Source organism: Bacillus sp. FSL K6-2869 (assembly GCF_040869405.1).
In the GTDB taxonomy this organism is placed as follows: domain Bacteria; phylum Bacillota; class Bacilli; order Bacillales; family Bacillaceae; genus Bacillus; species Bacillus altitudinis.
The window spans coordinates 1,940,785-1,958,174 of sequence record NZ_CP152035.1 but is presented as its reverse complement, the minus strand read 5'-3'; the positions used below and the strand labels follow the sequence as shown (position 1 = coordinate 1,958,174).

18 protein-coding genes are annotated in these 17,390 nt (G+C 41.7%); 6 read left to right on the top strand and 12 right to left on the bottom strand.

Annotated elements, in window-relative coordinates; translation table 11 throughout:
- Positions 1-10: 10 nt before the first annotated feature.
- Positions 11-1,030, top strand: a complete 1,020-nt coding sequence (locus MHI58_RS10040) for an LLM class flavin-dependent oxidoreductase (RefSeq protein WP_045034762.1) — start codon at positions 11-13, stop codon at positions 1,028-1,030.
- Positions 1,031-1,068: 38 nt separating this feature from the next.
- Here the strand turns inward: MHI58_RS10040 and MHI58_RS10035 are convergent, their stop codons facing one another.
- Positions 1,069-1,689, bottom strand: a complete 621-nt coding sequence (locus MHI58_RS10035; protein ID WP_024425703.1) for an acetate uptake transporter family protein — start codon at positions 1,687-1,689, stop codon at positions 1,069-1,071.
- A gap of 142 nt (positions 1,690-1,831) precedes the next feature.
- Here MHI58_RS10035 and MHI58_RS10030 point away from each other — a divergent pair, with 142 nt between their 5' ends.
- Entirely contained in the window at positions 1,832-2,653 is an 822-nt protein-coding gene (locus MHI58_RS10030; RefSeq protein WP_045034763.1) for a uroporphyrinogen-III synthase, read from the top strand.
- Between the two features lie 39 nt (positions 2,654-2,692).
- Here the strand turns inward: MHI58_RS10030 and MHI58_RS10025 are convergent, their stop codons facing one another.
- Genes MHI58_RS10025 through MHI58_RS10015 form a run of 3 tightly spaced genes read right to left on the bottom strand, consistent with a single transcriptional unit; the run spans position 2,693 to position 4,654 of the window.
- Entirely contained in the window at positions 2,693-3,295 is a 603-nt protein-coding gene (locus MHI58_RS10025) for a DedA family protein (RefSeq protein WP_045034764.1), read from the bottom strand.
- A gap of 53 nt (positions 3,296-3,348) precedes the next feature.
- Complete coding sequence (gene galU, locus MHI58_RS10020; RefSeq protein WP_045034765.1) at positions 3,349-4,230, bottom strand: UTP--glucose-1-phosphate uridylyltransferase GalU; 882 nt, start codon at positions 4,228-4,230, stop codon at positions 3,349-3,351.
- 4 nt (positions 4,231-4,234) lie between these two features.
- Entirely contained in the window at positions 4,235-4,654 is a 420-nt protein-coding gene (locus MHI58_RS10015; RefSeq protein WP_051404175.1) for a GtrA family protein, read from the bottom strand.
- Between the two features lie 155 nt (positions 4,655-4,809).
- Between MHI58_RS10015 and MHI58_RS10010 the strand changes: the two genes are divergently transcribed.
- Entirely contained in the window at positions 4,810-5,040 is a 231-nt protein-coding gene (locus MHI58_RS10010) for an excisionase family DNA-binding protein (RefSeq protein WP_008346618.1), read from the top strand.
- 43 nt (positions 5,041-5,083) lie between these two features.
- Here MHI58_RS10010 and MHI58_RS10005 read toward each other — a convergent pair whose 3' ends face one another.
- From MHI58_RS10005 to MHI58_RS09980, 6 genes are all read right to left on the bottom strand, one after another.
- On the bottom strand, positions 5,084-6,184 hold the full coding sequence (locus tag MHI58_RS10005; protein ID WP_234710313.1) for a Ger(x)C family spore germination protein: 1,101 nt from the start codon (positions 6,182-6,184) through the stop codon (positions 5,084-5,086).
- Complete coding sequence (locus MHI58_RS10000) at positions 6,181-7,281, bottom strand: GerAB/ArcD/ProY family transporter (protein ID WP_045034767.1); 1,101 nt, start codon at positions 7,279-7,281, stop codon at positions 6,181-6,183. The genes MHI58_RS10005 and MHI58_RS10000 overlap by 4 nt, the downstream gene beginning before the upstream one ends.
- 12 nt (positions 7,282-7,293) lie before the next feature.
- On the bottom strand, positions 7,294-8,781 hold the full coding sequence (locus MHI58_RS09995) for a spore germination protein (RefSeq protein WP_045034768.1): 1,488 nt from the start codon (positions 8,779-8,781) through the stop codon (positions 7,294-7,296).
- A 78-nt stretch (positions 8,782-8,859) separates the two neighbouring features.
- The gene (locus MHI58_RS09990) at positions 8,860-10,200 is read right to left on the bottom strand and encodes a (Fe-S)-binding protein (protein ID WP_045034769.1); all 1,341 of its coding nucleotides are present in this window, start codon (positions 10,198-10,200) and stop codon (positions 8,860-8,862) included.
- Complete coding sequence (gene glcD, locus MHI58_RS09985; protein ID WP_024719419.1) at positions 10,197-11,606, bottom strand: glycolate oxidase subunit GlcD; 1,410 nt, start codon at positions 11,604-11,606, stop codon at positions 10,197-10,199. The genes MHI58_RS09990 and glcD overlap by 4 nt, the downstream gene beginning before the upstream one ends.
- A gap of 77 nt (positions 11,607-11,683) precedes the next feature.
- A complete protein-coding gene (locus tag MHI58_RS09980; RefSeq protein WP_041507170.1) occupies positions 11,684-12,817 on the bottom strand; it encodes a sugar diacid recognition domain-containing protein in 1,134 nt (377 codons plus the stop codon).
- A gap of 125 nt (positions 12,818-12,942) precedes the next feature.
- Here MHI58_RS09980 and MHI58_RS09975 point away from each other — a divergent pair, with 125 nt between their 5' ends.
- Positions 12,943-13,497 carry a hypothetical protein gene (locus tag MHI58_RS09975; RefSeq protein WP_017367394.1) on the top strand — a complete coding sequence of 185 codons (555 nt, stop codon included), beginning with the start codon at positions 12,943-12,945 and terminating at the stop codon, positions 13,495-13,497.
- A 33-nt stretch (positions 13,498-13,530) separates the two neighbouring features.
- Here the strand turns inward: MHI58_RS09975 and MHI58_RS09970 are convergent, their stop codons facing one another.
- Both MHI58_RS09970 and MHI58_RS09965 read right to left on the bottom strand, forming a co-directional pair.
- Positions 13,531-13,920 (bottom strand): tautomerase family protein, encoded by a 390-nt coding sequence (locus MHI58_RS09970; RefSeq protein ID WP_024719417.1) that lies wholly within the window; start codon positions 13,918-13,920, stop codon positions 13,531-13,533.
- A gap of 122 nt (positions 13,921-14,042) precedes the next feature.
- Positions 14,043-14,795: a DeoR/GlpR family DNA-binding transcription regulator gene (locus MHI58_RS09965; protein ID WP_017359514.1), complete on the bottom strand. Its 753-nt coding sequence runs from the start codon at positions 14,793-14,795 to the stop codon at positions 14,043-14,045.
- A gap of 90 nt (positions 14,796-14,885) precedes the next feature.
- Here MHI58_RS09965 and MHI58_RS09960 point away from each other — a divergent pair, with 90 nt between their 5' ends.
- Positions 14,886-15,773, top strand: coding sequence for a tyrosine-protein phosphatase (locus MHI58_RS09960; RefSeq protein ID WP_045034771.1), 888 nt, complete (start codon positions 14,886-14,888; stop codon positions 15,771-15,773).
- A 24-nt stretch (positions 15,774-15,797) separates the two neighbouring features.
- A complete protein-coding gene (locus MHI58_RS09955) occupies positions 15,798-17,333 on the top strand; it encodes a glycoside hydrolase family 10 protein (RefSeq protein ID WP_045034772.1) in 1,536 nt (511 codons plus the stop codon).
- Positions 17,334-17,390: the final 57 nt, after the last annotated feature.

Genomic DNA, 17,390 nt, shown 5'->3' with positions numbered 1-17,390 from the left:
GACATCATATATGAGTCAATCAGTTTTACAAGGCAAAGCCTATTCCGTTTTAAATTTATCCTCAGTGACAGAAGGAGGTACCATTAAAGAATCTTTTGATCGTAGTATGGATTTAGCAAAGAAGGCGGAGAAGTGGGGTTATCATAGATACTGGCTGGCAGAACACCATAACATGGAAGGGGTAGCGAGCTCTGCAACGTCTGTTTTAATTGGATATATTGCGGGAGGAACCGAAAAAATTCGAGTAGGATCTGGCGGGATTATGCTGCCAAACCACTCTTCACTTGTCATTGCCGAACAATTTGGCACACTTGAGACATTGTATCCAGGGAGAATTGATTTAGGTCTTGGCAGAGCACCAGGGACAGATCAGTTAACAGCAAGAGCGCTTAGACGTAATCTTCATAACGGAGAAGATTTCCCTGAGCAGCTTGAAGAACTTCGTCAATATTTCAAACCGACCGGTCAGGTTAAAAAACATGTAAGAGCTGTTCCAGGAGAAGGCCTGGACATTCCAATTTGGCTCCTTGGTTCAAGCGGTTTTAGCGCTAGACTTGCAGGAAAACTTGGCTTGCCATTTGCCTTTGCAGCACATTTCTCACCTAAAAATACAATTCCCGCGTTAGAGTTGTACAGACAGTCATTTAGACCTTCTGATGTATTAAAAGAGCCTTATGCCATGGTCGGTGTGACGGTTTTTGCTGCAGATCAAACAGAACGGGCTGAATATTTGGCAACCTCTCATTATCAGCGGTTTTTAAGTCTCATTCGCAACACACCAGGAAAACTGAAGGCGCCTGTCGACAGCATGGACGGTCTTTGGAGTCCATATGAAAAGGCAATGGTGGATGAACAATTAAGCTCGACTATCATTGGGGATAAAGAAAAGGTGAAAACAGAATTAGAAGCCTTTATAGAAGCTACTCAAGCAGATGAAGTGATGATTAATTCGGATATGTTTGACCATCAAGAAAGAATGCGCTCGTATGAAATCATCGGAGAGATTTTTCAAGAGGCACAAGAAAAATAAACATAAAAAAAGAACTGCACAGAGCAGTTCTTTTTTATTTAAGCTTTTGTAAAAATGCGAAATGGTTGTCCGATTGGCAGAACAATACGGCCAAAATGTGTATTAAGAACAACAGCTGCAGAACCATAAAATGAAAGCAGGGAAATGATCAATTCTGCAATACCAGCCATGGTATGAGTCACATCGTACATCACACCAAAAGTGCTAAGGGAAAGACCAATGAATAAGAAATCAATAAAGACGAAAATCAAAAATAACACTTTATGTGTTTCCATTGCACCAATCGTCATAAACAAGCTGAAAATCAAATAACCAATAAACGCAAAGCCTAGCTGTTTTGGATCTGCTGCTCCCGCAAGCGTTTTCCCAAAGACGCCGGCTTGAATGAGCCAAGTTGTTCCAACGCCCATCCAGAAAAGACCGAATGCGCCAAAAGCAGTGGCTCCAAAAATATTATGATGCTTTGAATCTTGTATGGACGCGATCAGCTGCGCGATTCCTCCAAGGAAGATAGCCCAAGGTAAAATAAGGGAAGTGCCATCTGTGATTCCCAGTTTTTGTGAGGACGCAACGAGCGTCACCATTGCTAAACCAAACAAACCAAGTGGTGTTGGGTCTGCAATTGATAATCGAATTGCTTGAACATTCTGTTTTTCCATAATGACCTCCTACAATTTGCACTTACAAAAGATACTCGAATTCGATAGAAACGTCAAGCTCTTTTTTAGTAGACACTTGCATCGTCTTCCAAATAAATCTATATTTAATACATATCAAATGTGATAGAAAAAGAGGGATAACATGAGTAAAGGCTTATCTGGAAAAACGATTGCCATTTGTGGAACAAGAAAAACAGAAGAAATGCGTACACTTGTCGAAAAACAAGGAGGACAAGCCGTTATTCGCTCTCTTCAAGGAACCGTATTTTTAGCCAAAGAGGAATTAAAGCCAGGCATAGAAACCTTTGTGAAGCAAGGGGCCGACTGGGTGATCTTGACAACAGGCATTGGTACAGATACATTGATTGAGAGTGCAGAAGAGCTGCAGCTTGGTAAAGAATTTATGAACATTCTATCAAACGCACATATTGCTTCAAGAGGGTACAAAACCTTTGCTGCGCTGAAAAAACGCGGAATTCAGCCAGAGGTCTCTGATGAAGACGGTACGGTTCGTGACTTGATTTCAAAGCTTGAAGACAAGGAGTTTCAAGGCAAACGCGTGATGGTGCAGCTTCATGGTGAAAATGCACCAGCTCTCATTCAGTTTTTACATGACAAGGGGGCAGATGTTTTGCCGCTTTTACCATATCAGCACACACCTCCTGAACCAGAGGCAGCTGAAACGCTGCTGCAAGAAATGAAAGATGGACAAGTTCATGCCGTCTGTTTTACAACTGCTGTTCAGGTTCATGCCTTTTTCAAACTAGCAGAAGAATGGGACAAAAAAGAAGAACTGCAACATCTATTCGAGCAGCATGTATTAGCTGTAGCTGTTGGAAAAGTCACAGCTGAAGCTTTAAAAGAAGAGGGGATAAGCCGCATTCTAGCCCCTTCACTTGAAAGAATGGGTGCAATGATTATGGAATTATCTCAATATATGAAAAAACAATCGACGCACGCATAGAAAAAACGCCTTTCACATGACGAGTGAAAGGCGTTTTCGTTAGATTGTCCGTTTTCGATTTGTGCGAATTTTTTTCAAAACGAAATACAGTACGATCAGAACGATGGCAATGACCATAATTGGTGTTGTATACGTGTGAGCGACACTTTGAATGTGGTCCCATTTTGTCCCAAGCTGCATTCCAAGATAAATAAATAGGATGGACCAAGGGATGGCGGCTAATCCGGTCAAAAGAACAAATTTGAGAAATGGCATCTTTGCAATACCAGCTGGAATCGAGATCGCGTGGCGCACGACTGGGATAAAACGAGCTGTAAATACGACACCAGTTCCATATCGGTCAAACCAGCGTTCTGCCGTGGCAATATGATGCTCATGGATGAATAAATACTTTCCATACTTTGTTAAAAAAGGTCGTCCGCCGTACAGACCGATCCAGTAAATAAAACACTGGGCAAGCGTACCACCGATGACGCCGGCAATCACAGCTCCTACAAAACCAATTGTGCCTGTTGATACCATATATCCGCCATAGGCAAGTACAATTTCACTCGGAATGATTTCAATCATCAGTCCAAGTGCAACACCCGCGTAACCTAGGCTTGTCAGCCAGGTTAAAATTTCATTAAACAAGGTTCCCATTCATTTCACTCTGCCTTTAAATACGAATTTTCTTCAAGCATCCTTATAAGAGCCTATGCTTGTTTTTCTTCTCTCATGAGTATGCTTTGCATATATGCTAGCATGGCTGGCCGCATATCATGACGCATCAATCCAATTTCAGCCGCTGCCTTAAATGAGCCCAGCTTATCACCAACGTCAAATCTCATCCCATCTAATTGTTTTGCATAAATGGGTGATTCATGTGCAATGATTTTCAGGGCATCTGTCAGCTGAATTTCGTTCCCGGCACCTCTCTCGATTCCTTGTAGAATAGGAAAAATCGATGGTGTTAACAGATACCTGCCCATCACGGCTAAATCGGAAGGAGCTTCATGAATAGCTGGCTTTTCCACTAAGTCTGTGACTTCAAACACTTGACCGTCTACTCTAGCTGGTCTTATCATACCATACTTACTGACATCTAGACGATCCACTTGCTGGACGCCAATGACCTCTCTTTGTTTGTCTTCAAAGACTTCCATGAGCTGAGAGAGTGCAGGTCTTTCTGACACCATGACATCATCACCTAAAAGCACCGCAAAAGGATCGTTGCCAGTAAAATGGCGTGCACATAATACCGCATGTCCAAGACCTAAGGGCTCCTTTTGACGAATATAATGAATATTGGCCATATCCGCAATATGTTTGATTTCAGCCAGCTGTTCTTTTTTTCCTTTTTCAAGCAAATTCTGTTCTAGCTCAATCGAACGGTCAAAGTGATCTTCAATTGATTTTTTATTTCTTCCTGTGATAATTAGTATATCTTCAATGCCTGATTGAACAGCCTCCTCAACTATGTATTGAATGGCGGGTTTGTCGATAATCGGCAGCATTTCCTTTGGCTGTGCTTTCGTTGCGGGTAAAAAACGTGTGCCTAATCCGGCTGCTGGTATAACGGCTTTTTTGATGTTCATTGAATCATCGCTCCATTTCTGATCGTTTGTTTTCTGATGGAAACACCCATAGGCGGCTTCCAGTAAAAGTGATCATCATGCCAAGAAGGGTACCAATCGCTTTACTAATAAATAATGAGAAACCTGCTTGCTGCATGACATATAAGACAACATAGGTGAGGAGACACGCGACGCCGTTGACTGTGGCCCACTTGATCCATTCCCACCTGTCCGCTTTCTTTTTTACTTGGAACGTCCATTTTCGATTCCAAACATAACTGTTCAGCATTCCTGCTGTATAGGACAGGCACTGTGCAAGAAAAGAGGGAACAAAGCAAGCAGTGAAAAAAAAGAAGAACAGAAAGTCAATCATCGTATTGCTTGCGCCTACAGTTAAAAATGTGGCATAGGTCCGAATATTTTTCTTTGTCATGCGAAGGATCATCACCTCCTAGTGTTTGAGTGGGTGTATGAATACTGTACAAAAGCGAGTTGACGAATCAGTGAAGAAAAGATGAAAAAAACATGAACAAGCGATATCTGTTTTTTCACCAGCTCGTGATATAATTTGTAAGATGAAACGAACGGTGGTGCACATGCATGTATTTAACAATTGGAGAAACAGCTGAATACTTAGAAGTATCAGAAGCATATGTTGAAAAATTAATCCAGCAAAAAAAGATTCGTTACGTATTTGACGGGGAATCGTATCTCATTTATCAAGGGCAGTTTCAAACTCATATGAAACAGCTAGAACAATATAAAGAGCTCATTCAAGACATCTTAAATGAACCAATCCCTGAGGACCCGGACGTAAAAGATGAAGATTAAAAAAGACTGTACGAGAAGGGAGAACCTTTTCATACAGTCTTTTTTATTGGCTGACACCCGTTTGGACAATGTTCATATGACAATTCACTTGGACATCTGCATCAGGGTAGAGTTTTTGCCATTTCTCCGGTGTCATGGCTTTATCTTTAGAGCGATATCTCAAACCAAGTCCAAGTGGATCAATTTTTTGCTTTTTAAAGGATTGAACAAGGTCTTGCCCTTGCTGGGCCACACGCTTCTCCACTTCTTTTTCAACATGCTGCAAGATAGAAGGCGTATCGATTTTTTTTGATTTCATGAATTCTTTTAACTCACCTTTCAGCTTGATATCAATGGTGATATGAGGCTTTTTTGAAAGGTTTTCAGTTGGCTTAATGTGATAAGACACATGTGATTTGATATTTTCAATAACAACATGGGTTTTCTTTTTGTCATTAAATCGAAACTCATAAATCCCGTTTTTATGATTTTCAATCATCGCTTTAAACGTAAACGTATCTTCCCCTGGAATATGCCCAACCATTTTTTCTTGATCGAAAAGAGCGACACCTGACACTTTAATAGAGTTGCTTGTATTTTTAATGTAAGGGAGGTAGGCATCCACGCCTTTTGCCATCATCTGATTCATAAAAATATGCTGATTGGTCACAGGTTGATTGCCGTTTCGCATGTTTTGAGCCAGTAAATCTGAAAGATATACACCGATATTTAAGTTGGTTTGATTCATTTTTGTATGCAATAAATCTTCAACTTCTCCGTCTACTATGGCAAATACTTGTCGTGACCCAATGATCGGATCACGATAGATGTAATTCATCAAATCAATCATACCCACTTCTTTCGCCAGCTTTTCACTTATTAAAATCACGAGTACTTGTCCCATGACAACGGGGAAAGGCGATTTTTCCGACACAAGAAACTGAATATTACTAATGGTATTTGACTTAGCACTTACAATTTGATAGCTTCCTTGTTCTTCGCTTTTAAAAACAGGGAAAACAAAGAAGCCCTTCATTTCTCCATCTTGCAATAAGTCAAATCCCGCCGCCTGCGAGATACTTAATTCATCTAAGAGACGAGGCTGTGCACAGCTCGTTAAGAAAAGACTCAATAACATGAGACATATCAGAATAGAATGTTTCATGTTCGTTTTTTCACCCACCTTTTTTTCAGCAGCAGCACAATGATCATACATCCAATCAATCCATAGACGAGGATGTATCCGCTATATTCCACCCATTTATTAAATGTCTCAAATGAGGTAGCTCTAATAAAAAATGAAAACATGACGAGAATGAGAAGGCTGAGAACTATCAACGTGGTGCGCTGGCTCGTGTGAAACACTTGTTTTGCCATTCTGCTGGCTGCCCATAATGGAATGGCGATATTTGGAACGATAAGCAAAAGCCATAGCGACACTTCAATAAATTCAAAGCGCTGGATAAACGGAAGTTTGACAATGCTGGTTAATGTCAATGTTGGCCATTTCGTTAGTTTGAGCTGAGCACTTGAGTAGTACGCAATAGAGACGAGAAATACAAGCAAATTCAGGCATGTCGTTAGCAACACTCCCATATGTGCAAATTTTTGCGACGTTTGTGCTTTTTTAATAAAGGGATAATAGACAAGCAATGTTCCAAAACCAAACATGGATAAAGAGGCATCTTTGACCCCCATCATGAGTTGTGAAAATGAATGATCAAACATTGGGAACATAAAGCGGATGTGACTATATTTCATGACATAAAAACAGATAAAGGTCATCCAGTACGTTAGGACAATGCTAAAGAATGCCCAGCCAGCGATTGTTCTAAATCCGCCTGTGTGAATGTAATAGACGAGGATGAGCAGCACTGATGCAAATAAAAGACCAGGAATTTCTTTAAACAGCCAAACATGGATTACATCCATATAATGAACAAGCACAATCAAAGACAATGAAGAAAAATACAAAATGTAGAGAATGTTGATCAATTGTCCGAGCCATTTACCAAACACAGATTGCGTAATGTCACTAAATTCGTCAGTAGGTGCTTTTTTAAACAAAAAGTAAATGAGGAAAATCATCAAATTGACGCTTGCACCAGCAATTAAAATGGCGATCCACCCATCATTATTAATCGTCCGGACAAGATTCGTCTGGAAATTTAAAATACCAACACCAACTTGATTGGCATTGATCAGAAAAAACACAAAAAAAGGGGATACTTGAAATTTTTCTTTCACAGAAGAAGAGCTCATGCCTTCACTTCCTTATTCATAAAAATCATTTTTCCCCTTACGGCCTTGCTTTGGCTTTTGGCGGTGTATCGTTTCATTTTGCGGCCGTAAATTTTCTGGACGTTTTTTCAAAAAGCGGAGTTGGGGCCGAATCAAACTACCTTTTAAATCGGCCAATCGAAGTGGAAAGATTGGCTCTAAGTAAGGCTGGCCTATAGACGTTAATTTCATTAAATGTGTAAGAAGAAAAGCTCCCATGAGCGAAATCCCTAGCGCTCCCCACACTTGTGCAGCAAAAAGGAATGGGAAACGTAAGAGACGAATGGTCGTCCCCATTTTATATATAGGGGTGACAAAAGAGGCAAGAGCTGATAATGCGACAATAATGAGCAGGATATTACTTGTTAATCCCGCTGCAACCGCAGCCTGCCCGATCACAATACCTCCAACAATCCCGAGCGTCTGTCCGACTTTTGCAGGGAGGCGAGACCCGGCTTCCCTAAGTAGCTCAATCGATATCTCTAAAAATAATGCTTCAATAATAGGCGGAAAGGGCACGAGATAGCGTGATGCTACGATCGTTTCTAATAAGTCCTTAGGAATCAGTTCATAGTGAAACGTTAAAACAGCTACATACAAAGGGGTTGCAAAAATAGAAAATATCACTGCAAAAATGCGTAACAGCCGAAAGGAGGATGCTGCGATCCAAGACATGTTATAGTCTTCCATTGTAGAAAAATACTCGAGTAAAATTGTAGGTGCAAGCAGGGTATGAGGCGAACCGTCAACCATAATGGCTATTTTTCCTTCCGTTAGACCTGAGGAAACCCTGTCTGGCCGTTCTGTATTTAAAAACAATGGAAAGATTGTATTGGACACATCATAAAGCATTTGCGCAAGATAATTAGAATCTAGAATTTGGTCATAGTCAACATCTTGAATCCGCTGAAGAACGGTTTCAATGTTCTGCGGGTTGGCGATATCCTCTATGTATACAACGGCTACTTTCGTTTGAGAAAGGGTACCAACTGTGTGTTCAACTACTTTAAGGTCAGGAGTGGGCAGCCTGCGTCTGAGCAAGTTTAAGTTTGTATCCAGCCCTTCCACAAAGGCTTCCTGCGCACTGATAATCCCGAATTCAATCTCAGGTTGGCTCACTTGTCTGCCTTTCTTTTCTTCAATCGGCAAAAGGAGCGCTTTGCCCCAGTCTGTCTCAATTCGAACAGCAATACTGCCTCGATGAAGCGCTTCTTCCACTTTTTGAAGATCCCTCGTAATCACAGCTTGTTCAATTGGGATGTGTTCTTTCAGCTCTTCAAGGGTGGGTGTTAGATGCAATTGTTGAATAAAAGGCAAGATTTGTTCATGAAGGAGATTTCCATTAATTAAAGATCGAAAAAAAGAAATTCTGTAAAGAAAACCTCCGGAACTTGATAATTCATTGATAAAATCAGAAGAGCGCGATAATGCTTCAAATACTGAATTCGGGTCTTTCTGTTTTGATTTGTTTTTCTTCAGCACTTGAACCATCTCCTTCCGCGATTTGCCTCTATTATCCAACCGATCATCTGAAGATATGCATAAAAAAAGCGTTCAGCTTCATGAACTGGACGCTTTTTTTCCATATTGAACGGCTTCTAATAAAAAGTCAGCCAGATGAATCGCTCTCATGCTAGTCATATGTCCTGCCTTTTTGACGCCTGCTGCCATTTGTAATTGACAACCTGGATTCGACGTCACAATGGCAGCTGCAGCTGTGTTGCTCGCTTCAGTCATTTTATGATCTGAAATTTGCATCGACATGTCTGGCTGTAAGATATTGTAGATTCCTGCAGATCCGCAGCAGCGGCCGGCATCTTTCATTTCTTTAAACGTTACCCCTTGAATGGCTTTCATGAGCACCCTCGGCGCCTGTTGTACATTCATCCCATTTCGTAAATGACAGGAGTCTTGATAGGTGATCACTTGCGCTGGCAAAGCCAGTGGCACGCGGCGGTGAAACTCCAGCTCTACAAGGATACTTGATATATCGGTTATTTTCTGTGAGAAGGCTTTACTTCGTTTTTGAAATTCTGGATCATCCTGAAGCAAATGACCGTAATCACTTAAAAAGGCACCGCAGCCGCCCGCGTTCATGACAATCGCATCGGCATCTGTTTCCTCGAATGCTTCAATATTCCGCTTGGCTAACTGTTTTGCTTGGTCTTTTTCTCCGCTATGACCATGTAGCGCGCCGCAGCACGTTTGTATAGGAGGAACGATCACATCGCAGCCTGCCAGCTGCAAGAGATGAATGGTCGCTTTGTTTGTGTTTGAGAAAACTGTATCCATTAAACAGCCAGTAAAAAACGCCACCCGTTTTTTTGCCTGACCAATGGCTTTATATTCATTCAAACGTTTTTTCTTTTGAGGTGGCACCTTTGGAAGTGCCTGTTCCATCAACTGTAAATGGGAGGGAAGCACCTTCAGTATGCGCGTCTTTCTGGCGGCTGTTTGCAGTCCAGATGTTTGATAAAATCGAAGAAAACTAGCAGCTTGTCGCATACGACTTTGTGACGGAAAGAGACCTTTAAACACAACACGTCTCATCAATTTGACAGGAAATGATTGTTTTTTATGTTGTTGAATAATGTCTCTGGCATCTTCTAGCAACTGTCCATACTTGACGCCAGAAGGGCAGACTGGTTCACATGCACGGCAGCCAAGACAAAGATTAAGGGAATGTTCAACATCTTCATCTGGCTCAATGACGCCATCTCTTACAGCTTTCATTAACGCAATTCGGCCCCGAGGAGAGTGCGTTTCTTGTTGTCCAGATTCAATATAGGTAGGGCAGGAAGGGAGGCAGAAGCCGCAGCGCATGCAATTAAGCAGCTCCTTTTCATCCATTTGCTCCTGAAACTGCTGCTGGATCTCTTTTTGCTTAGAAGAAGAACTCATGAGACCACCACTCGCTTTCTTGAGGCTTTTCCAAACACTTTATCTGGGTTCATGATATTTGCTGGGTCAAGTGCCTGTTTAATCGCCTTCATGGCAGCGATTCCTTCTTTTTTGACCTTCAGCTCCAAATAGGGGGCTTTCATGAGACCCACGCCATGTTCGCCTGTAATCGTGCCGCCAAGTGCAACGGCTTTTTCAAAAATGGCCTGAAAGGCAGCTTCTACACGTTTCATTTCTTCTTCATTTCTTGCATCTGTCGCACAAGTGGGGTGTAAGTTGCCATCACCTGCATGACCAAACGTACAAATGTTCACCTCGTACTTTCGTGCAATGTCTTCGATTGCACGAACCATATTGGCAATTTCAGACCGGGGAACGGTAGCATCTTCTAAAATCGTTGTAGGACTTAATCGAGCGAGGGCAGATAAAGCAGAGCGTCTCGCTGTTAAGAGCGCACTTGCCTCTTCTTCTGAATGTGCAATCTTGACGCTTTTAGCCCCGTGCTGCTCACAGACTTCTGCGATTTTTTGGATATCACGAGAAACAGCTTCAGGGTTGCCGTCCTGTTCAATTAATAACACAGCTTGAACGTCAGTAGGCAGGCCGATGTTTGCAAAATCTTCAACGACTTCAAGGGTCGGCTGATCCATAAATTCTAATGTAGCAGGAATGATACGCTCAGCAATGATGGCCGATACAGAAGTCGCAGCTTCTTCAAGGCTTTCGTATAAACAAAGCATTGTTTGTTTCGTTTCTGGAAGCGGCAGGAGCTTTAGCACCGCTTCTGTGACAATCCCGAGTGTTCCTTCTGAACCAACGAACAATCGAGTCATATCATAGCCAGCGACATCTTTTGCAAGCTTTCCGCCTGTTTTGATGATGTCACCATTTGGCAAAACCACTTCAAGCCCAAGGACATAATCCCTTGTCACTCCATACTTTAACCCCCGCAGTCCCCCTGAATTTTCGTTAATATTGCCGCCTAATGTGGAAATTTTCATAGAGCTTGGATCAGGCGGGTAGAAGAGACCTTTTTCCTCTACTTGATGAATCAATTCCTGCGTAATTAAGCCAGGCTGCACCGTTGCGGTTAAATTTTCTTCGTCTATTTCTAATAATTGATTCATTCTAGTAAAGAGAATCACCAATCCGCCCTGAGTAGGGCATGTTCCTGCGCACAGATTCGTCCCTGAGCCTCTTGGGACGATCGGCACCTTGTAAGAGGCGCACAGTTTCACAATTTGCTGCACTTCTTCTGCCGTGCGAGGTGTCACGATGGCATCTGGCATCTGTTGAAAATTTGGTGTCGCATCATAAGAGTAGGCAAGTCGATCCGCCTTGCTGTCTTGGACATTGGGCGCACCGACAATCTCTTTTAATTGATTTGAAAATTCTGAATCTAGCATATGCAATCACTCCCGCTCATTTAACGTCTCGTTTCTACCAGTATAAAAAAAGAACCGTCACATGACTATAGACGATTCTACAAAATATCAGGCTGTTTTATCGTATTTTTTGTATCATGATCTAAAAGCAGCAAGGCCAAATAAAAAAGCATCGCATCTTGCATGCGCTTTGGATCAAGTGTCGTTAAATCCTGAATCCGTTTTAATCTGTAATGAAGTGTATTAATATGGACATGCATAGCTTCTGCTGTATGTTTCAATGAGTAATCCGAAGCGATGAGTACCCGCAATGTTTTCACTAGTTCAGGATAGGGGAAAAGGGACGCAATCGTTCGATCAAGAAACGCATCTTTTGTTTCCTGACTGATTTCCTCCATAAAAAGTTCAAGCGTCAAATCTTCATCAAACACAATGGGTGTTTCAGCATGCGCCAATTTTAAAGCGCGAAAAGCTTGATGAAAGGACTGCTTCATGACATGAGAAGCTGCTGGTTTTCCTGCCCCCATTAAAATCCTCGATGGTGACAACGCTGTGAGCGCAGCATGAATATGGAACAAGCGCTTGTGCCATGTTTCTCGACCATCTGGTGTGGCTTGTAGCATGAGCAAAAAACGTGCATGCCCCCAGCGCACAATGATCTCCTGATTGGTGAGGTGCAATTTGTCCTTCATCAGTTTGTATTGATCCTGCTTCATAAACGATTCGTCTTGACAATCAATGAGAATAGCGACACGCTGCTTGTTGACATCAAAGCCAAGCCGCTGCGCCTTCTCGGTCATACCAACCGCTGTCTCTGGCAGATGAAGCCAGTCGAATACAAATGCTTCAAGCTGCCGTTCATCTGTTTCCGTTTCTTGAAAAAATTCATGTTCTTGAATGAGCAGCTCCGTCATTTTCCGTAAAATGTCGCCAAAAGGGGAGACATGCCTTGGATCACCTGTCATTCCAATGACCCCAATGACTTCTTGTTTAAAATAAATAGGTAGATTGATACCGGCTTTGACGCCTTTCATCTGCAGCACATCATCATTTGTGAGAATTCGTTTCTGCCCTTCTAAGGATGTGACATATGCTCCTTCATGAAATTGACCAATGCGTGCTGGATCTGTTGCAGCAATAATGGTACCGTTTGTTTGTGTGATGATGATTTCTTCCGTCAGTACCTTTTTGACCTCATCTACGATTTTTTCTGCCAGTGTCATTGTGAGCAAAACGGTCCCCTCCGAGATGTTTCTTTTTCCACTATCATACCATCATATGCTCAGGCATATCTTTCTTTTCATGTGTTATGCTAAAATAAAAAACGCATATGAAGTAGATGAAAGGAGATACAGTCATGTCACTGCAAAATCGCTTACAAGATTTATTGAAAGAAGGGCAGGCGCTCACCGACTTTGAATATAACAAAGCCGCAAGTCAAAATTGGCCGCTAGAAGGGGCAAAAATGACAGAAGAAGCACGCTTTGCTGATGTTTATATAGAACGTGTAGACAAGGAATCAGAGGAAATGATTCAAACAGAAAATGCTTCCTTTTTAAATACACCTCTTACATACGTAAAAAAACAACAAAAAGAATTCATTTATATCGAGTCGAAGTGGTTTGATGTGGTGAGAGCCGACGGACTTGCCATAGAATGGGATGAAGTATTTCAGACGTATACCGTGTTATTCGGATTGAAGCGTCCTAAAAAAGATACTGGATTACTAAAAGAGATGCTCTCAACATTAAATGGTGCTCAGCTTCAATTTAATGGACAAGACGGGTTATTTGATATCAACATTCCGCTTCTTGAACTAGAAGACATCAAAGAAGATACGCCTTTAATTGGTGTGATCTCAGCAGTGTACCGCTATTTATTCAACTTGCTCATGCAGCTTGAAAATGAATGAATCAAAAAACGGCTCACACTCCTGAGCCGTTTTTTAGAGCCATCCTCTTATGAATTGAGCCTCACCCATCCCGAAGCTCCAATCGGCGTCTCCATTTTCCACGATGGAGATCATCACATCCGTCTTGGCAATCCCGCATTCTTTTTCTATACGTTCTGCGATTTGTGCATAAAGCTGTTCCTTTTGCTCTTTCGTCCGCTGTTTACTGACAACACTAATGACAACAAGATCCTTTGTTCTCGGATAACCAAGCCCAGTGTCTTCAATGATCATCTCTTCAGGGCGGTGCTGATGAACAATTTGATAGCGATCTCGTTCAGGTACCCCAAAGGCATCAACCATTGCTTCATGGCAAGTGTCCAGCAGTTTTTTTAATTCCTCTTTTGAACGGCCTTCTATCACGTCAAATCGTAACAACGGCATCAGGTCAACCTCCAAACATGAGTTTAATATACAATCATAATGTAACCAACACTTCGCCGTTTCACTCTTTTGCGACATAAGAAAAAAGCCAAAACATTGGCGCTTGGCTTTTTCGCTCTGGACTAAGGCGTGACAAACTTCACATCATGCTCTTTTCCATATTGAAGGTAATCTTCATTTGGTTGTTCATTCGTCACGACGATGTCTATGTCTTTTAAGTCACAAAACGTGGTTAAGGCATAATGGTCGAACTTACTATCATCGACTAATAAAAAGGTTTTGGCGTTTTTTTCAACGAGCGTTTTTTTAATATCTGTCTCAAGCGGGGAGGAATTCGTGACGCCATGATCAATGGATAAACCAGTTGATGCAATAAATGCTTTATTGACATTGTATGCTTTTAGACGCTCAACACTTTGATAACCAACGAAAGAATTTGTTTTTCGCTCTAGCATACCGCCGGTTGAAAAGATGGTGAGGTGTTCATAAGGCATAGCCTGTGTAATGAAATCCACGTTATTTGTCACAACGGTAATCCGTTTCTCCTTCAAATAGGGAAGCATCTCCAGTGTCGTTGTACCAGAATCAACAAAAATCATATCACCATGTTCAACAAAAGCAGCGGCAGCCTGTCCGATCAATTGTTTTTTACTCAGCTGACGAGTCTTTCGCTCCTGATACACCACCAATGTTGAGTGATTCACAGCGACGCCGCCGTACACTTTCTTTAGCACGCCGGATTCTACCAATGCTTGTACATCTCGGCGTATGGTGTTTTTTGAGACGCCAAAATGCGTCACAAGCTCATCAAGAGAGGCAGATTCCCGGTCAAATACATACTCTTTTATTTGCTGAATACGTTTTGTTTTTATCATGCTACAATCTCCAATCAATACGAATATGCTGATTCTATTATAACAATAATTCCACGTAAAAGATGTCACTGATCAACATGGGAGAATCGAATGATCTTTTTCTCTTATCTTTTCTCATTTTTCATAAAAGCGTATGATAGAGAAAAGAGGATAGAAAGGATTTTCACTTCTATGAATCAACACAACATACAATTTTCAAAGCTTGCAAATTTTAGAGAAGTAGGGGGACTCCAAACAACGGATCAGATGGTCATCAAACAAGGAATGATTTATCGCTCTGCCGATTTATCACGTCTCACGAAGCAAGACATATTGACGTTCTCAACACTTGGAATTCAAACGATTTGTGACCTGCGTACAAGCTCAGAACGAAAATCACACCCGCCAAAGATCATGGAACATGACAAAATTGTTCATATCCCTATGCAGCCTGACAGCATGATGCCTAGCAAATGGACCATGTTTCGAATGCTGATAGCAGAAGGAAAATCTCTATCTTTTACACCGATCATGAAAGATGTATATCAAAGCATGCTCTATGAGCGAAAAAAAGAGATTCAGCAATTGTTTACATTACTGTCCGATGAAAAAAATTATCCGCTTATGCTTCACTGTACAAGCGGAAAGGACCGTACAGGCTTTTTATCTGCTCTTATTCAATTAGCAGCGGGTGTACCGGTGCATACCGTTTTAAGTGAATACATGCGTTCCAATGAAGGCGTGAAAATGCTAGTGAAAAGACAAGAACGATTTGTTCGCATGATGAGTTTATATCGGGTGTCAAAAGAACAAATTCAGCCCCTGCTCGGTGTGCAGCAAGATTATCTTGAAGATGTACTGAATGAGATGATGGATACATACGGAAATGCAGAGCGATATTTACTAGAAGCCTGCGGCGTCCCTAAAGCTCAGCTGCTTAAAGTAAAAAACATCTTGCTTACACCATCTGCTGGCATTCCATCACAAAACGCAGAATAAACTTAATATGAGGTGATGCAAACCATGCTGAAAAAGATCAGTATGACGGTTCTGACACTAGTTTTCATGGGTGTCTTCTTATTGATTCCGTCTAGCAGTCTAGCTCGTTCGATGCCAAAAGGGAAGCTTGAGAGCACAAGAGAGATGCGTGCAGTGTGGGTCGCATCAGTTTATAACTTAGATTGGCCTTCAAAGAAAGGACTGCCCAGAGATGAGCAGAAACAAGAGTTCATTCAACTGTTAGACGACATCAAAGCGATGAATATGAACGCCGTCATCATGCAAATTAAGCCAACAGCAGATGCCTTTTATCCATCGAAATTTGGTCCATGGTCTGAATATTTGACTGGTACACAAGGGAAAGACCCTGGATATGACCCGCTTGAATTTATGATAGAAGAAGCACATAAACGCGGCCTTGAATTTCATGCTTGGTTTAACCCTTATCGAATCACCATGAATCATACCGATCTCAACCGGTTATCAACCGATCATCCTGCAAGAGCACACCCTGAGTGGACCATCGCCTATGGAAATCAGCTGTACTTTAATCCAGGCATTCCTGATGCTCAGGACTTCATTGTTGACGGGATAGAGGAAGTAGTGAAAAACTACGATATTGATGCGGTGCATATGGATGATTATTTTTACCCGAATAAAATCGCTGGTGTCCCATTTCCAGATCAAGAAACGTATGAAACTTACGGGAAGAAGTTCACTCATATAGAAGATTGGCGAAGAGATAATGTGAACGAGCTAGTGAAGCAAATCAATAACACCATTAAGAAAGAAAAGCCGTATGTGAAATTCGGAATTAGCCCATTTGGTGTATGGCGCAACATAAAAGATGACCCAACCGGTTCAAACACAACAGCAGGGATGACAAATTATGATGATTTGTATGCTGATACAAGAGAATGGATACAGCAGCACCATATTGATTATATCACCCCGCAAATTTATTGGAGTATCGGCTTTCAGCCCGCTGCCTATGATGTGCTGACGAAATGGTGGTCAAATGAAGTGAAGGGGCAACCTGTTCACTTGTACATTGGCCAAGCGACGTATAAAATCAATCAAAACAGTGATCCTGCTTGGTCTGATCCCGAGGAGTATTTTCGCCAGATCGAGCTGAACAGGCAGTCACAGCTCGTACAAGGAAGCATGCATTTTAGTCTGAAAGATATCAATCGGAATCCCTTGAATGTAAAGAAACGATTAATAGAAGAAACCTATAGCAAACCGGCTCTCATACCAGAGATGCCATGGCTTCATCAAAAAGCGCCTAAAAAACCAATCATTCAATCGGTGAAAAAGACAGAGGATGGTGCAGTTTTACAGATACAAAATGATCCGCGCTCTAGTGCATCCTATTATGCAGTCTATCGATTGTCGAATAAAGGGACATACGAATTTGCGCAAACGGTCAGAAAAGAAACAGGTTCCTTCACACAAACGAAAGACATTTTAGCAAATCAAAAGAAGAGCTATACCTATAAAGTGACGGCACTCAATCGCCTTCATCATGAAAGCAAACCTTCTACAAAAACAGTAAAGTAACAAAGACAGCATAAATGAGGGGTTTCCTCCGTTTATGCTTTTTTGCTTTCTCTATTT

What these genes read in the sequence shown, in the direction of transcription:
- MHI58_RS10040 (WP_045034762.1), top strand. Translation starts at nt 11, where the DNA reads ATGAGTCAATCAGTTTTACAAGGCAAAGCCTATTCCGTTTTAAATTTA.
- MHI58_RS10035 (WP_024425703.1), bottom strand. Translation starts at nt 1,689, where the DNA reads ATGGAAAAACAGAATGTTCAAGCAATTCGATTATCAATTGCAGACCCA.
- MHI58_RS10030 (WP_045034763.1), top strand. Translation starts at nt 1,832, where the DNA reads ATGAGTAAAGGCTTATCTGGAAAAACGATTGCCATTTGTGGAACAAGA.
- MHI58_RS10025 (WP_045034764.1), bottom strand. Translation starts at nt 3,295, where the DNA reads ATGGGAACCTTGTTTAATGAAATTTTAACCTGGCTGACAAGCCTAGGT.
- galU (WP_045034765.1), bottom strand. Translation starts at nt 4,230, where the DNA reads ATGAACATCAAAAAAGCCGTTATACCAGCAGCCGGATTAGGCACACGT.
- MHI58_RS10015 (WP_051404175.1), bottom strand. Translation starts at nt 4,654, where the DNA reads ATGATCCTTCGCATGACAAAGAAAAATATTCGGACCTATGCCACATTT.
- MHI58_RS10010 (WP_008346618.1), top strand. Translation starts at nt 4,810, where the DNA reads ATGTATTTAACAATTGGAGAAACAGCTGAATACTTAGAAGTATCAGAA.
- MHI58_RS10005 (WP_234710313.1), bottom strand. Translation starts at nt 6,184, where the DNA reads ATGAAACATTCTATTCTGATATGTCTCATGTTATTGAGTCTTTTCTTA.
- MHI58_RS10000 (WP_045034767.1), bottom strand. Translation starts at nt 7,281, where the DNA reads ATGAGCTCTTCTTCTGTGAAAGAAAAATTTCAAGTATCCCCTTTTTTT.
- MHI58_RS09990 (WP_045034769.1), bottom strand. Translation starts at nt 10,200, where the DNA reads ATGAGTTCTTCTTCTAAGCAAAAAGAGATCCAGCAGCAGTTTCAGGAG.
- glcD (WP_024719419.1), bottom strand. Translation starts at nt 11,606, where the DNA reads ATGCTAGATTCAGAATTTTCAAATCAATTAAAAGAGATTGTCGGTGCG.
- MHI58_RS09975 (WP_017367394.1), top strand. Translation starts at nt 12,943, where the DNA reads ATGTCACTGCAAAATCGCTTACAAGATTTATTGAAAGAAGGGCAGGCG.
- MHI58_RS09970 (WP_024719417.1), bottom strand. Translation starts at nt 13,920, where the DNA reads ATGCCGTTGTTACGATTTGACGTGATAGAAGGCCGTTCAAAAGAGGAA.
- MHI58_RS09965 (WP_017359514.1), bottom strand. Translation starts at nt 14,795, where the DNA reads ATGATAAAAACAAAACGTATTCAGCAAATAAAAGAGTATGTATTTGAC.
- MHI58_RS09960 (WP_045034771.1), top strand. Translation starts at nt 14,886, where the DNA reads ATGATCTTTTTCTCTTATCTTTTCTCATTTTTCATAAAAGCGTATGAT.
- MHI58_RS09955 (WP_045034772.1), top strand. Translation starts at nt 15,798, where the DNA reads ATGCTGAAAAAGATCAGTATGACGGTTCTGACACTAGTTTTCATGGGT.